Origin of the sequence: Pseudomonas marginalis (assembly GCF_024169655.1) — a bacterium.
Classification (GTDB): domain Bacteria; phylum Pseudomonadota; class Gammaproteobacteria; order Pseudomonadales; family Pseudomonadaceae; genus Aquipseudomonas; species Aquipseudomonas paraveronii.
This window is the reverse complement of record NZ_JALJWV010000001.1, coordinates 3,699,974-3,714,267: the sequence shown is the minus strand read 5'-3', so window position 1 is coordinate 3,714,267 and position 14,294 is coordinate 3,699,974. Positions and strand designations below refer to the sequence as shown.

Here is a 14,294-nt window from a genome sequence, read left to right as displayed (position 1 = left end):
AAGTGCGAGCGGGCTTGCTCGCTCGCACATACCAAGCAAGCTAATCATTTCATTTGACATTCGCTGCCTAAGCAGTAATATCTCGTCACACATTCGCTGCCTAGGCAGTAATAAGGTGACTTCCGATGAAACACTTCACCCCGGACAACTTCCACAACTGCCACCTCGGGCTGTTGCTGGGGCGTGCCGCCATCCTTAAAGACAAGATCATCGACACCCATATGGAGCCGCACGGCATCACTGCCGCGCAGTTCAAGGTGTTGATCATCATGGCGCAGTTCGGTGTCGACACCCCGGCGGAACTGTGCCGCCACCTGTCGCTGGACAGCGGTTCGATGACCCGCATGCTCGATCGCCTGGAGCAAAAAGGCCTGCTTGGTCGCAAGCGTTCGGCGCTGGACCGTCGCCAAGTGCAATTGGTATTGACCGACGACGGCCAGCGCCTGGCGGACAGGCTGCCGTACATCGGCGCCGAGGCATTGAACCAGTTGGCTGGCGCACTGGAGCCAGGTGAATTGCAAACCCTGGAAAAGATCCTCAAGAAAATGCTCATAGCTGCCGGTGATCCCATCACCCTTCAGCGGGTAGGTAAAGCATGAACGCACGTGCCCTTTGCCTGGTGCTGGCGGCCATGAGCATGGCCGGTTGCGCCAATTTCAGCGGCCTCGACACCCAGGGCCGACGCCTCGACGCGAACACCCTGCAGACCGGTCAGTCGTTGACCGGCGTGACCCTGTCGAGCGCCGCCTGGCCCCGTGCCGACTGGTGGAAAAGCCTCGGCGACCCGCAACTCGACGGCTTGATCCAGGAAGCCCTGCAAAACAGCCCCGACATGCAAGTGGCCAGCGCCCGTGCCCACCAGGCCGAAGCCGCCGCCTATGCGGCGAACGCCGCACGCATGCCGACCCTGGACGCCAGCGCCGGTGTCAGCCGTTCGCGCCTGGCGAAAGACAAGGACCCGCTGGGGCAGGGCGATGCCTACTCGACGGTGCGAAATATCGGCGCCAGCTTCAACTACAACTTCGACCTCTGGGGCGGCCAGCGTGCTGCCTGGGAAGCCGCGTTGGGCCAGGCCCGGGCCGCCGAAGTCGACCAGCAGGCCGCGCGCCTGACCCTGGCGGCCGATGTGGCCAAGGCTTACAGCGACCTGGGCCAGGCGCATATCGTGCGCGACCTGGCCAATGACGATCTCAAGCGCACCCGGCAAATGCTCAACCTGAGCCAGCGCCGCCTGAACTCGGGCATCGACAGTCAGTACCAGTTCCAACAGACCGAAAGCCTGGAAGCCAGCTCCCAGTCGCAACTGATCGATGCGGAAAAACAACTGCAGAGCGCAAAAATCGCCCTGGCGGTATTGCTCGGCAAAGGCCCCGACCGGGGTAACGAGCTGGTGCGTCCGAATGTACTCAAGCCCAGCGCCGTCGCCGTACCCTCGGTGCTGCCCGCCGAATTGCTGGGCCGTCGCCCGGACCTGATCGCCGCACGTTGGCGTGTGGAAGCGGCAAGCAAGAACATTGCCGCCGGCAAGGCCAACTTCTACCCCAACCTCAACCTGAGCGCGAGCGCCGGGGCCGAGTCGTTGCTGGGCGATGCGATGTTCGGTTCGGCCAGCCGCTTCTTCAACATTGCGCCGACGATCTCGCTGCCGATCTTCGACGGCGGTCGCCTGCGCGCCGACCTCGATGCGCGTGATGCCGACTATGACCTGGCCGTGGCCCAGTACAACAAAACCCTGGTGCAAGCCCTGGGCGATATTGGCAACAGCCTTTCACAACTGCGCGAAACCGGTCGGCAGATCCAGGCCCAGCAACACGCCGCGGACATTGCCCAGCAGTCCTACGACACCGCGATGCAGCGTTACAGCTCGGGGATCGGCAACTACCTGGACGTGCTCAGCATCGAGCAGCAATTGCTGCAAGCCCAGCGCCAGCTAGCGACCCTGAATGCCGCGCAAATCGACCTGTCGATCCAACTGATGCAAGCCCTGGGTGGCGGCTACGACGCCGCAAATGTGGCATCGACCACCCCAGCTACACGCACGGAATAATTTGAGGTAACTGACATGGCCACTGCCGAAAGCAACACCGCAACGGGAAAGCCCGATAACAACCCACGCAAACGCAAAGTGATGCTGATCGGCCTGACGCTGATCGTCATCCTCAGCGTCGTCGGGGTTTGGGGTTGGTATGAACTCTACGGCCGCTTCAATGAAAGCACCGACGACGCCTACGTCAACGGCAACGTGGTGGAAATCACCCCGCTGGTCACCGGCACCGTGGTCAGCATCGGCGCCGACGATGGCGACCTGGTCCACGAAGGCCAGGTGCTGATCAACTTCGACCCCAACGACGCAGCCGTCGGCCTGCAAAGTGCCGAGGCCAACCTGGCCCGCACCGTGCGCCAGGTGCGGGGTTTGTACAGCAACGTCGATGGCATGAAAGCCCAGGTCAATGCGCAGAAGGCGGATGTGCAAACCGCCCAGGACAACTTCAATCGGCGTAAAACCCTGGCCCAGGGTGGGGCGATTTCCCAGGAGGAACTATCCCACGCCCGCGACAGCCTGACCGCGGCCAAGAACGCCCTGACCAACCTTGAACAACAGCTCAAAAGCAGCAACGCGCTGGTGGATGACACGGTGATCTCGTCCCATCCGGACGTGCAAGCCGCCGCCGCGCAACTGCGCCAAGCCTACCTGGCCAATGCGCGTAGCACCTTGATTGCCCCCGTCACCGGCTATGTAGCCAAGCGCACCGTGCAACTGGGCCAGCGCGTGCAGCCGGGCACGGCGTTGATGGCGGTGATCCCGCTGAACCAGCTGTGGATCGACGCCAACTTCAAGGAAACCCAACTGCGCAATATGCGTATCGGCCAACCGGTGGACATCGAAGCGGACATTTACGGCAGCGATGTGAAGTTCAGCGGCACCATCGACAGCCTCGGCGCCGGCACCGGTAGCGCGTTTGCCTTGCTGCCTGCGCAGAACGCCACCGGCAACTGGATCAAGATCGTGCAACGGGTGCCGGTGCGCATCCATATCAATGCCGAAGAACTGGCCAAGCACCCGCTGCGCGTGGGCTTGAGCACCCTGGTCAACGTCGACCTGCACGACCAGAGCGGCCCGGTGCTGGCGCAACAGGCGCCACAAAAGGCCTCGTTCACCACCAACGTGTATGACCGCCAATTGGCCGAAGCCGATGCCATGATCACTCAGTTGATTCATGACAACAGCCTCGCCGCGCCCAAGGCTGCGCAACGCTGATGAGCCATAACGCGTCCTTCTCGCCGCCCAGCTTATTGATGGCCACCATTGGCCTGTCGCTGGCGACCTTCATGCAGGTGCTCGATACCACGATCGCCAACGTGGCGTTGCCGACCATTTCCGGCAACCTTGGCGTGAGTTCGGAGCAGGGCACCTGGGTGATCACCTCGTTCGCGGTGAGCAACGCCATTGCCTTGCCGTTGACCGGCTGGTTGAGCCGACGCTTTGGCGAGGTGAAGCTGTTTCTCTGGGCCACCATTCTGTTCGTGCTGGCCTCGTTTCTTTGCGGTATTTCCACTTCGATGCCCGAGCTGATTGGCTTTCGGGTGCTGCAAGGTTTGGTGGCCGGGCCGTTGTACCCGATGACCCAGACGTTGCTGATCGCGGTCTACCCACCGGCGAGGCGCGGCATGGCCCTGGCACTGCTGGCGATGGTCACGGTGGTGGCGCCGATTGCCGGTCCCATCCTCGGCGGCTGGATCACCGACAGCTACAGTTGGCCGTGGATCTTCTTTATCAACGTGCCCATCGGCATCTTTGCGGTGATGGTGGTGCGTTCGCAGTTGAAGAAACGCCCGGTGGTCACCAGCTACCAGCCGATGGACTATGTGGGGCTGTTGAGCTTGATCGTCGGGGTCGGCGCGTTGCAGATCATCCTCGACAAGGGCAACGACCTGGACTGGTTCGAGTCCAACTTCATCATTGTGGGGGCGGCGATTTCGGTGATTGCCCTGGCGGTGTTCATCATCTGGGAAATGACCGACAAACACCCGGTGGTCAACCTGCGGCTGTTCGCCTACCGCAACTTCCGCATCGGCACCATCGTGCTGGTCCTCGGCTACGCGGGCTTCTTCGGCATCAACCTGATCCTGCCGCAGTGGCTGCAAACCCAGATGGGCTACACCGCAACCTGGGCCGGCCTGGCCGTGGCGCCGATCGGTATTCTGCCGGTGCTGATGTCGCCGTTTGTCGGCAAGTATGCGCACAGGTTCGACCTGCGCCTGCTGGCAGGCCTGGCGTTCCTGGCGATTGGCCTGAGCTGCTTCATGCGCGCCAGTTTCACCAATGAGGTGGACTTCCAGCATATCGCCCTGGTGCAGCTGTTCATGGGCATCGGCGTGGCGCTGTTCTTCATGCCGACCTTGAGCATCCTGATGTCCGACCTGCCGCCGCACCAAATCGCCGACGGCGCAGGTCTTGCGACCTTCCTGCGGACCCTGGGCGGTAGCTTCGCGGCCTCGCTGACCACCTGGATCTGGATTCGCCGCGCCGACCAGCACCATGCGTACATGAGCGAGAACATGACCACCTATGACTCGGCCACCCGCAATGCACTGGAAGCACTCGGAGGGGCAGGGCACAAGGCTTATGCGCAGTTGGACCAGATCCTCACCAGCCAGGCATACATGATGTCCACCGTGGATTACTTCACGTTGCTGGGGTGGATGTTCATGGGCTTGATGCTGCTGGTGTGGCTGGCCAAGCCGCCGTTCACCGCGAAGGCGGGGCCGGCTGCATCAGGGCACTGATCAACCAAGGTTGGAATGCAATCAACTGTGGGAGGGGGCTTGCCCCCGATAGCGGTGGGTCAGCTTCAAACAGGCTGACTGATACACCACCATCGGGGGCAAGCCCCCTCCCACAGTTGATCAGGCGCCGGGCAGTGCCAGTTGCGGATTGACGAAGTCAAACGCCGCCAACTGAAACCCTTGCTCATCCACCTGCAATGCCCAGCCTTGCTTGTCCCAATCCCCCAGCACAATGCGCCTGGCCGCCTGGTCACCAATCTGCAACTTATGAATGGCGGGGCGGTGCGTATGGCCGTGGACCAAGGTGCGCACGCCGAACTGCTGCATCACCCGCGGCACTTCCTCGGGGGTGACATCGACAATGTCGTTGGCCTTCATCCGCGTCTGCGCCCGGCTTTCGCTGCGCAGCTTGCGCGCCAGTGTGTGGCGGGTGCGCAAGGGCAGGTGACGCAGGATAAACAGCACAATCGGGTTACGCAGGGTGCGCCGCAGCTTCATATAGCCGATGTCGCGGGTGCAGAGGCTGTCGCCGTGCATCAACAGCGCGGGCTCGCCGGCGAGTTGCACGACGCTCGGGTCCTTGAGCAGCTTGGCGCCCGCAGCTTTGCAGAACGCCTTGCCGATCAGGAAGTCGCGGTTGCCATGCATGATGAAAATCGGTGTGCCACTGTCGCTCAACTCGCGCAGGGCCGCGCAAATCGAGCGCTGGAAAGGGGTGATCCCATCGTCGCCAACCCAGGCTTCAAAGAAGTCCCCGAGGATGTACAACGCCTGGGCGCCACGGGCGCGGCCGTGGAGTAAATCCAGAAACGCCCGGGTAATGTCCGGGCGATCTTCTTCCAGATGCAAGTCTGAAATCAGCAATATCACTCAACGATCTCGGCTTTCTCGATGATCACGTCGTCTGTTGGCACGTCTTGGTGGCCGGCTTTGCTGGTGGTGGCAACGCCTTTGATCTTGTCGACGACGTCAGTGCCTTCGGTGACTTTACCGAACACCGCGTAGCCCCAGCCCTGCACGTTCTTGCCGCTGTGGTTGAGGAAGGCGTTGTCGGCGACGTTGATGAAGAACTGCGCGGAGGCCGAATGCGGCTCCATGGTACGGGCCATGGCGACGGTGTATTTGTCGTTGGAAAGGCCGTTGTCCGCTTCGTTCTGGATGCTTGGGCGCTTGTCTTTCTTTTCTTTCATGCCAGGCTCGAAACCGCCGCCCTGGACCATGAAGTTGCCGATGACACGGTGGAAAACGGTGTTTTCGTAGTGGCCGGCTTTCACGTATTCAATGAAGTTGGCGACGGTGATTGGCGCTTTCTCGGCGTTCAGTTCGATGACGATGTCACCGTGGTTGGTGGTCAGTTTGACTTGAGTCATGTGTACTACTCTTTTCAGGAAATTCGTGGGTTCGGGCGCCTATGCGCCTGACCTGTTTGGCTAAACGGTGGCCAAGACGCGCAGTTTAGCGTGCCCTGCGGGAATTTCGAGGTGGTTTTTTACCGCCCGGGCAATTAAAGCAGCAGTTTTGGGTCGCGCTCTGTCAGGCGGTTGACCGCTTCGGCTATGATAAGCCCTTTGTTTTATCTGGCCTGACCAAGGCCACGTACTCGTCTGTTCAAGGATATTATGAGCAAGCCCACTGTCGACCCTACCTCGAACGCCAAGGCCGGCCCTGCCGCCACGGTCAACTTCCTGCGCCCGATCATCCAGGCGGACCTGGATTCGGGCAAGCACACGCAGATCGTCACCCGCTTCCCGCCAGAGCCCAACGGCTACCTGCACATCGGTCACGCCAAGTCGATCTGTGTGAACTTCGGTCTGGCCCAGGAGTTCGGTGGCGTCACGCACCTGCGTTTCGACGACACCAACCCGGCCAAGGAAGACCAGGAATACATCGACGCCATCGAAAGCGACATCAAGTGGCTGGGCTTCGAATGGTCCGGTGAAGTGCGCTATGCGTCCAAGTATTTCGACCAGTTGTTCGACTGGGCCATCTTACTGATCAAGGCCGGCAAGGCCTACGTCGACGACCTCACCCCTGAACAGGCCAAGGAATACCGTGGCACGCTGACCGAGCCGGGCAAGAACAGCCCGTTCCGCGACCGCTCGGTGGAAGAGAACCTGGACTGGTTCGCCCGCATGCGCGCCGGTGAGTTCGCGGACGGCGCCCGTGTACTGCGTGCCAAGATCGACATGGCCTCGCCGAACATGAACCTGCGCGACCCGATCATGTACCGCATCCGCCATGCCCATCACCACCAGACCGGTGATAAGTGGTGCATCTACCCGAACTACGACTTCACCCACGGTCAGTCGGACGCCATCGAAGGCATCACCCACTCCATCTGCACCCTGGAGTTCGAAAGCCACCGTCCGCTGTACGAATGGTTCCTGGAGCACCTGCCGGTTCCGGCACAGCCGCGCCAGTACGAATTCAGCCGCCTGAACCTGAACTACACCATCACCAGCAAGCGCAAGCTCAAGCAACTGGTGGATGAAAAGCACGTCAACGGCTGGGACGACCCGCGCATGTCGACGCTGTCGGGCTTCCGTCGTCGCGGCTACACGCCCAAATCCATCCGCAACTTCTGCGAAATGGTCGGCACCAACCGTTCCGACGGCGTGGTCGACTTCGGTATGCTCGAATTCAGCATCCGTGACGACCTCGACCACAGCGCCCCGCGTGCCATGTGTGTGCTGCGCCCGCTGAAAGTCGTGATCACCAACTACCCGGAAGGCCAGGTCGAGAACCTCGAACTGCCACGCCACCCGAAAGAAGACATGGGCGTGCGCGCACTGCCGTTTGCCCGTGAAATCTACATCGACCGTGACGACTTCATGGAAGAGCCGCCAAAAGGCTACAAGCGCCTGGAACCCGCCGGCGAAGTGCGCCTGCGCGGCAGCTACGTGATCCGCGCCGACGAGGCGATCAAGGACGCCGCGGGTAATATCGTCGAACTGCGTTGCTCGTATGACCCAGAGACCCTGGGCAAGAACCCTGAAGGCCGCAAGGTCAAAGGCGTGATCCACTGGGTGCCGGCCGCCGCCAGCGTCGAGTGCGAAGTGCGTCTGTACGATCGTCTGTTCCGTTCGCCGAACCCTGAGAAAGCCGAAGACAGCGCGAGCTTCCTCGACAACATCAACCCGAACTCCCTGCAAGTACTCACGGGTTGTCGTGCCGAGCCATCCCTTGGCAATGCACAGCCGGAAGACCGTTTCCAGTTCGAGCGCGAAGGCTACTTCTGCGCGGATATCAAGGACTCGAAACCTGGTCATCCGGTATTCAACCGTACCGTGACCTTGCGTGATTCGTGGGGCCAGTGATTTAAGGGATTTGTCGTGCTAACGATCTACAACACGCTCAGCAAGAGCAAAGAAGTCTTCAAGCCGCTGGATGGCAACAAGGTGCGCATGTACGTATGCGGCATGACCGTATACGACTACTGCCACATCGGCCACGGCCGCAGCATGGTCGCCTTTGACCTGGTGACCCGCTGGTTGCGTTTCAGCGGCTACGACTTGACCTATGTGCGCAACATCACCGACATCGACGACAAGATCATCAACCGCGCCAAGGAAAACGGCGAGTCGTTCGACGCCCTGACCGCGCGCATGATCGCCGCGATGCACGAGGACGAGGCGCGCCTCAACATCCTCAAGCCGGACATGGAACCGCGCGCCACGGACCATATCCCGGGCATGCACGCGATGATCCAGACCTTGATCGACAAGGGCTACGCTTACGCCCCAGGCAATGGCGACGTGTACTACCGCGTCGCCAAGTTCATGGGCTACGGCAAGCTGTCGCGCAAGAAAATCGAAGACCTGCGCATCGGCGCGCGCATCGAAGTCGACGAAGCCAAGCAAGACCCGCTCGACTTCGTGCTGTGGAAAGGCACCAAGCCCGGCGAGCCAAGCTGGGAATCACCTTGGGGCGCCGGGCGTCCGGGCTGGCACATCGAGTGCTCGGTGATGTCCACCTGCTGCCTGGGCGAGACCTTCGACATTCATGGTGGCGGCAGCGACCTCGAGTTCCCGCACCACGAAAACGAAATCGCCCAAAGCGAAGCCGCCACCGGCAAGACCTACGCCAACGCCTGGATGCACTGCGGCATGATCCGCATCAATGGCGAGAAGATGTCCAAGTCCTTGAACAACTTCTTCACCATCCGCGACGTGCTGGAAAAGTACCATCCGGAAGTGGTGCGTTACCTGTTGGTGTCGAGCCACTATCGCAGCGCGATCAACTACTCGGAAGACAACCTCAAGGACGCCAAAGGCGCTCTGGAGCGTTTCTACCACGCGTTGAAAGGCCTGCCCTGCGTGGCCCCGGCCGGCGGCGAAGCGTTCGTGGCCCGGTTCACCGAAGTGATGAACGACGACTTCGGCACCCCGGAAGCCTGCGCGGTGCTGTTCGAGATGGTGCGCGAGATCAACCGCCTGCGTGAGAGCGATCTCGACGCCGCAGCCGGTCTGGCTGCACGCCTGAAAGAACTGGCCAGCGTGCTGGGCGTGTTGCAGATGGAAGCCGATGACTTCCTGCAAGCCGGCGCCGAAGGGCGTGTGGATGCGGCTGAAGTAGACGCGCTGATCCAGGCGCGTTTGGCGGCTCGGGCCAACAAGGACTGGGCGGAGTCCGACCGCATCCGTGACCAACTGACCGCGATGGGTGTGGTGTTGGAAGACGGCAAGGGTGGGACGACGTGGCGGTTGGCTGATCAGGCTTGATCTGTAAGCGCTGAATGAAAAACGCCCCGACTGGTTCGGGGCGTTTTTTTAATGGGGCTAAGCGTCTGAAACCGTGACAGAGCTCCAATCAAATATAGGTGCTGGCCTGCGTCACGTACTTGGACCAATCCACAATGTCCGTGCGACCTCAAATAATTTGGCGCCACGTTCAGTGATAGTTGTTTCGTTCCACTGAGTTATTTGCATCAACTCACGATTTAGATGAAGATTTGAGTGTTCAAACAATGCCTGTCGCTTCTGAGAATATGCATGATTTTGCAGTGAACGGTTAACTCCATAGTGTACGAGAGTGAGATTGCCCATGCGAGGTACGGAGTACTCACGATTAAGAATGGCTTGTGAGCGATTGTCTAAGTGGCCTGATACATATTCAAGTTTGTACGCTTCAGTTGCTTCAGCAGCGGTTGAAAGTGTACCGTCGGAGAGTGACCAGTGCGCATACCAAGACTGAGGAAGGATGTGGTCGATGTCTAAGGTATCCAACGCCAATGGCACGCGCTCTTCACTTCGCTCTGTACGGAGTGCCGTTTCTAGACGGTGGAAGGTGGTCCGTAGCTTTATCGCATCGAGGCGACCTGGATAAATATCACCTTCCAGCCAATGGTGTAGAAACTCTTCGTCAGTTGGCCAGCGCGAAGCGTCCCCAAGCGGTTCAGCCAAGTTTTTTCGAAACGCAGTGGCGCTTAGCTCTCCAGCTTGAAGTTTTTTCAGTTGTTGTGAAAAAACTTTGTTGTAGCTTTTTCTGGTGAGTCCGCATACCGCCCGGCGCACTAGATATGATTCTATGCAGTCAAAAATGTTGTGCTGGTCTTCAAACGAAAGATACGATGAAGCAACCTTGAGCGCCAAGGCGTGCGTAGGAGACGCATCCCACGCGGCAACGCGTCGACCGAATATGCCAATGGGTGTCTCTCCAGTGCCTTTTACCAAATTACGATAGTGTTCGGCGTGGCTGTTGAGCAACTCAAGTTGGGCGTCTGCGCTGTATAGTTTCGGTGTGTCATCCACAAAACGGCGATAGCCAGCGTATAATCGTCCGATATCAATTTCTTCAGCAGTTTCTGCTTGCAGTACGGTTTGTACGAACCACTCCAGTCGGGGCCGGTTGAGTCGGCCACGTGACTGTGGCTCTGACCATAATTCATCTTCAAATCTGGACCAGAGATTTTTGTAAAGATCATCAGCATTCAATCCAGCACGCATAAAAATGAAGTTGCGAATTAAATCGGTCGCATGGAGTTGTGCACCATGACCATTGAGTGTTTCAAATATGACTTGGGCGTCGTCGTCTTCACCCAGTGAAATGCATACTATTGAAAGGTCTGTAAGGACAGCTGTCGCTAAAGCCACTGCGACGGAGAGGTAAGACTCTTCCGTCTGACTCTCTCCCCATTCGATCATCGCATTACGGAAAAATACAATCGCTTCTAGTGCTGGAGGATGGTTAATGCCTATTTTTCGAATACTGCCGCTTTGCGTAAAGCTCGAAGGAAATCTTTCACGCAGGTCGTCGATCGATATAGCCGTCATCGCTTGGGTATATTGATGACGGTCTCGAAATGTGGGCCAGAGCTTGAAAAGCTCTACCTCTTTTTCTTCCATGGTCTCTTGGTTGCTGTTGCGTAGACAGGTTTCGATGACGGGCAGGAAATTTGGCTGTTCCCATTCGCGCAAAGCGTGCGTCAATGCAGTCAGTACATATTGCATCGTTGTCAAACGTTGTTGTCCATCAATGATGTGGTGTCGCTCGACTCCTAACAGGCCTGTCTTCTTTTGGGGTTCCAGCACGACGGCCCCCATAAAATGAGGCACTGCCTTATCGCCTGTAAGACGAGATTCTGCTTTGTCGCGTATGTCTTCCCAAAGGCGCTCCCATTGGTCTTCTCGACTCCATACGTAGGGCCGTTGGTAGAACGGAACTCGATACTGACGCCTGTCTTGAAACATCTGCTGGATGTTGAAGGTGCGTGAATCCATTTGCCCTGTTTCCTTTTGGCTTTTTAAGACGCGTTAGTGAGTTTTTCCTTGGGCTATCCAAGCGATCCAGTTGGAATGTTGGTACAGAAATTAACCGCTTCAATCCGCAAAATATCAAAACCCTAGATCAGGTTCACGTCGGCAGCGATCAAGTAGCAGGAGCGTATCTATTTACTCCCCTCATAGATACGCCAGTTGTAAGGCCGCTCTGGTCCTAACGCTGAGCTGGGAGTGGATACTGATCCAATGCTCTATCCACTAATAATTCAATTCCCTCCAGCATCCGGCAAATTCCTAGCGCCACGCTACGCGAAGCGCCATCAATTTCGAACGCCAAATGGCTCGCCAGTGCCTGAGCTGACGCAAGATCCTCCGACGCATTGACCAGCAGTGTCTCGGCATCCACGTTATCGCGCACGGCAAAGAGGCCATGGTTTGGTGCAGGCTGTTCGGTGTTCTTGGGTGAGTTCAAATAATGGTTAATCGCTCGATGAGCAGCAGCTTGAAACGCGCTTGAATTCGACGGCGGATTCGGACTGTCTTTAATCATGATTTAGCTCCTAGAGTATTGGAGCCACCACCCATCGCTGCGAAACGATACCCGGGTGGCAGCTGTACGCAGGTTCGCAGACCGGGACTCTAGGCACCCGGCATACCCGAAGGTATCCCGCGCACAGCCGCCATAACATCAGGCATTAAAAAACGCCCGCTATCTGAGGTGGACGCTGTGCGTCTAGAGTTTAACCGGGCTGCGAAACCCGGTCGCTGAATTTGCAGCGACCGCCGAAGATTAGTGATGCATCGTCCGAGGGGCAACCCTAAAAAGATGTCGGAAAGTTCTCGTTTCTACGGTTTTTTTGACGCCGGCCGACGCTTACTTTTAGATAGTCGCCACAACCCAACCCATGATGAAACTGACGGTGATTCAAATGGATTGTATTTTCTGCAGCATTGTCCGAAAAACCTCCCCGGCCCATATTCTGTGGGAAGACGAACACCATATGGCCTTCCTGTCTATTTTCCCCAACACCCCAGGCTTCAGCGTGGTGATCCCCAAGCAACATTACGGCAGTTATGCGTTTGCGCAGTCGGATGAAGTGCTGTCAGGTCTGGTGGTGGCGGCGAAGAAAACTGCGCAGCAGATCGACCGGGCGTTTCCCGATGTGGCGCGCACGGGGATGATCCTGGAAGGCTACGGGGTGGATCACCTGCATGCGAAGCTGTTTCCCATGCATGGGACGGGGCAGGACAGCACGTTCAAGCCGTTGAGCTCGAAGGTGGATAAGTTCTTTGAGGCCTATGAAGGGTATATCTCGTCGCACGATTCGGGTCGGGCGGATGATGCCGAATTGGCGGAGTTGGCGGCACGAATCCGATCCTTCGCCTAGCCTCAATCAAACTGTGGGAGGGGGCTTGCCCCCGATAGCGGTGTGTCAGCGACAGCTGCACTCACTGACACCCTGCTATCGGGGTGTACGAACGGAGACATCCTTTACAAACGAGACCGGGGACATCCTTTACGTTTCTGGGTGCTGGATAGCCTGCTTGCACCGCTGTCTAGCCTACCCAGTGGATAGTTACATAGGTACATGTCCCACACGTTGTCGTCCACTTCTCGCAGTCCAACGGACTCTCCTACCAGTGACTCACTCAAAAAGATCATCCTGCCCCTCCACTTCATTGACCCGTCTGTTCTGACTTTGCGTACCTCCATATCCGCTCCATATTCGGCAGGAGGTACCCAGCCTGTATAGATCCTTGGCGATTTATCGTACAGATCGTTCGGCACCTTCATGTCTAACGCCTCGTGCGGCCGATCATGATTGAATTCCTGTCGAAATCGTTCAAACGCCAACTGCTGCTGCACCATATTGGCTTCTGGCGTCTTCAGTAACGCGGCCTTGAGTGAGCGATGCATACGCTCATGCCGCCCGTTCTGATCGGGTCGCCCCGGCTGAATACGCTCTGGGTAGATACCCAGTCGTATCCACCAGACGGCCAGACTGGAGAGCCTGCTGAGACCGGTTGAGGCGAAAGGTGAACCGTTGTCAGTCCGGATGACATCAGGCAGACCGTACTCGCGAAAAGCCCAGTCAAAACCCTCGCGGGCCCCAGCCACACTGGGCTGCGCACGACACAACAATATGAATCTGCTGGCCTGATCCGTGAGCGTCAGCGGGTAACAGCGTCGGCCATCCGCCATTAAAAAGTCGCCTTTGAAGTCAGCGGCCCACGTTTGATTGGGGAGATCTGCCGGGCGAAGTTTGACGGGGCCGGTAGGCGGGCGATTGCGCTTGCGCCGCTCTTGAACCAGTCCCGCTCGTTTGAGCCATTCCCCCGCCGTGCTGGGTGCCGGCCAATGACATTCCGGATAGCGATTGGAAAGGACCTTGACCAGCTTTTTGGGGCCCCAGTCATGGTGTTGATGCTTGAGCTCGATTAGAGCAGCAATATGCGCATCGCACGTTTGAAAAGGGCTTGAGAGTGGACGGCGTGAGGCGTCCTTGAGCCCGTCCAGGCCAGCAGTGGCATACCGTTGCAGCCACTTGTCCAAGGTCGGTCGACTAATGCCGTAGCTCAATGCCAGTTGACGTTTTGAATAGGCGCCGGACAGCCAGTCGCCTATCAATCTGACTTTTTGATCCATCGGGGACTCTCGATTCCATGACATGGCCAGTTACCTCCTGGCCATGATTAATACATGTAAACGATGTCTCCGGTTTCAAACGTAAAGGATGTCTCCGGTCTGTACCGGGGCAAGCCCCCTCCCACATTTTTTTGACCGTG

The 14,294-nt window shown here is 58.3% G+C and carries 12 protein-coding genes; 7 read left to right on the top strand and 5 right to left on the bottom strand.

What is annotated here, in order from left to right:
- Positions 1-125 precede the first annotated feature (125 nt).
- The 4 genes from J2Y83_RS16815 to J2Y83_RS16800 are packed head-to-tail and all read left to right on the top strand — an operon-like array spanning position 126 to position 4,788.
- Complete coding sequence (locus J2Y83_RS16815) at positions 126-599, top strand: MarR family winged helix-turn-helix transcriptional regulator (RefSeq protein WP_253396835.1); 474 nt, start codon at positions 126-128, stop codon at positions 597-599.
- A complete protein-coding gene (locus J2Y83_RS16810; protein WP_253396834.1) occupies positions 596-2,047 on the top strand; it encodes an efflux transporter outer membrane subunit in 1,452 nt (483 codons plus the stop codon). Before J2Y83_RS16815 ends, J2Y83_RS16810 begins: the two co-directional genes overlap by 4 nt.
- Positions 2,048-2,062: 15 nt before the next feature.
- Positions 2,063-3,259 carry an HlyD family secretion protein gene (locus tag J2Y83_RS16805; protein ID WP_253396833.1) on the top strand — a complete coding sequence of 399 codons (1,197 nt, stop codon included), beginning with the start codon at positions 2,063-2,065 and terminating at the stop codon, positions 3,257-3,259.
- Complete coding sequence (locus J2Y83_RS16800; protein ID WP_253396830.1) at positions 3,259-4,788, top strand: DHA2 family efflux MFS transporter permease subunit; 1,530 nt, start codon at positions 3,259-3,261, stop codon at positions 4,786-4,788. The genes J2Y83_RS16805 and J2Y83_RS16800 overlap by 1 nt, the downstream gene beginning before the upstream one ends.
- A gap of 120 nt (positions 4,789-4,908) precedes the next feature.
- On the opposite strand, the gene lpxH is transcribed toward J2Y83_RS16800, so the two are convergent.
- Positions 4,909-5,658: a UDP-2,3-diacylglucosamine diphosphatase gene (gene lpxH, locus J2Y83_RS16795; protein ID WP_253396828.1), complete on the bottom strand. Its 750-nt coding sequence runs from the start codon at positions 5,656-5,658 to the stop codon at positions 4,909-4,911.
- Entirely contained in the window at positions 5,655-6,158 is a 504-nt protein-coding gene (locus J2Y83_RS16790) for a peptidylprolyl isomerase (RefSeq protein WP_253396825.1), read from the bottom strand. Before J2Y83_RS16790 ends, lpxH begins: the two co-directional genes overlap by 4 nt.
- A 249-nt stretch (positions 6,159-6,407) precedes the next feature.
- Between J2Y83_RS16790 and J2Y83_RS16785 the strand changes: the two genes are divergently transcribed.
- Both J2Y83_RS16785 and cysS read left to right on the top strand, forming a co-directional pair.
- Positions 6,408-8,105, top strand: coding sequence for a glutamine--tRNA ligase/YqeY domain fusion protein (locus J2Y83_RS16785; RefSeq protein ID WP_253396823.1), 1,698 nt, complete (start codon positions 6,408-6,410; stop codon positions 8,103-8,105).
- Between the two features lie 15 nt (positions 8,106-8,120).
- Positions 8,121-9,509 (top strand): cysteine--tRNA ligase, encoded by a 1,389-nt coding sequence (gene cysS / locus J2Y83_RS16780; protein ID WP_253396821.1) that lies wholly within the window; start codon positions 8,121-8,123, stop codon positions 9,507-9,509.
- Positions 9,510-9,620: 111 nt separating this feature from the next.
- Here the strand turns inward: cysS and J2Y83_RS16775 are convergent, their stop codons facing one another.
- Together J2Y83_RS16775 and J2Y83_RS16770 are read right to left on the bottom strand one after the other, a co-directional pair.
- On the bottom strand, positions 9,621-11,507 hold the full coding sequence (locus J2Y83_RS16775; RefSeq protein ID WP_253396819.1) for a DUF262 domain-containing protein: 1,887 nt from the start codon (positions 11,505-11,507) through the stop codon (positions 9,621-9,623).
- 214 nt (positions 11,508-11,721) lie between these two features.
- On the bottom strand, positions 11,722-12,057 hold the full coding sequence (locus J2Y83_RS16770) for a DUF6124 family protein (protein ID WP_253396817.1): 336 nt from the start codon (positions 12,055-12,057) through the stop codon (positions 11,722-11,724).
- Between the two features lie 379 nt (positions 12,058-12,436).
- Between J2Y83_RS16770 and J2Y83_RS16765 the strand changes: the two genes are divergently transcribed.
- Entirely contained in the window at positions 12,437-12,895 is a 459-nt protein-coding gene (locus J2Y83_RS16765; RefSeq protein ID WP_253400406.1) for an HIT family protein, read from the top strand.
- A 104-nt stretch (positions 12,896-12,999) separates the two neighbouring features.
- Here the strand turns inward: J2Y83_RS16765 and J2Y83_RS16760 are convergent, their stop codons facing one another.
- Positions 13,000-14,178: an integrase core domain-containing protein gene (locus tag J2Y83_RS16760; protein WP_425262813.1), complete on the bottom strand. Its 1,179-nt coding sequence runs from the start codon at positions 14,176-14,178 to the stop codon at positions 13,000-13,002.
- Positions 14,179-14,294 lie beyond the last annotated feature (116 nt).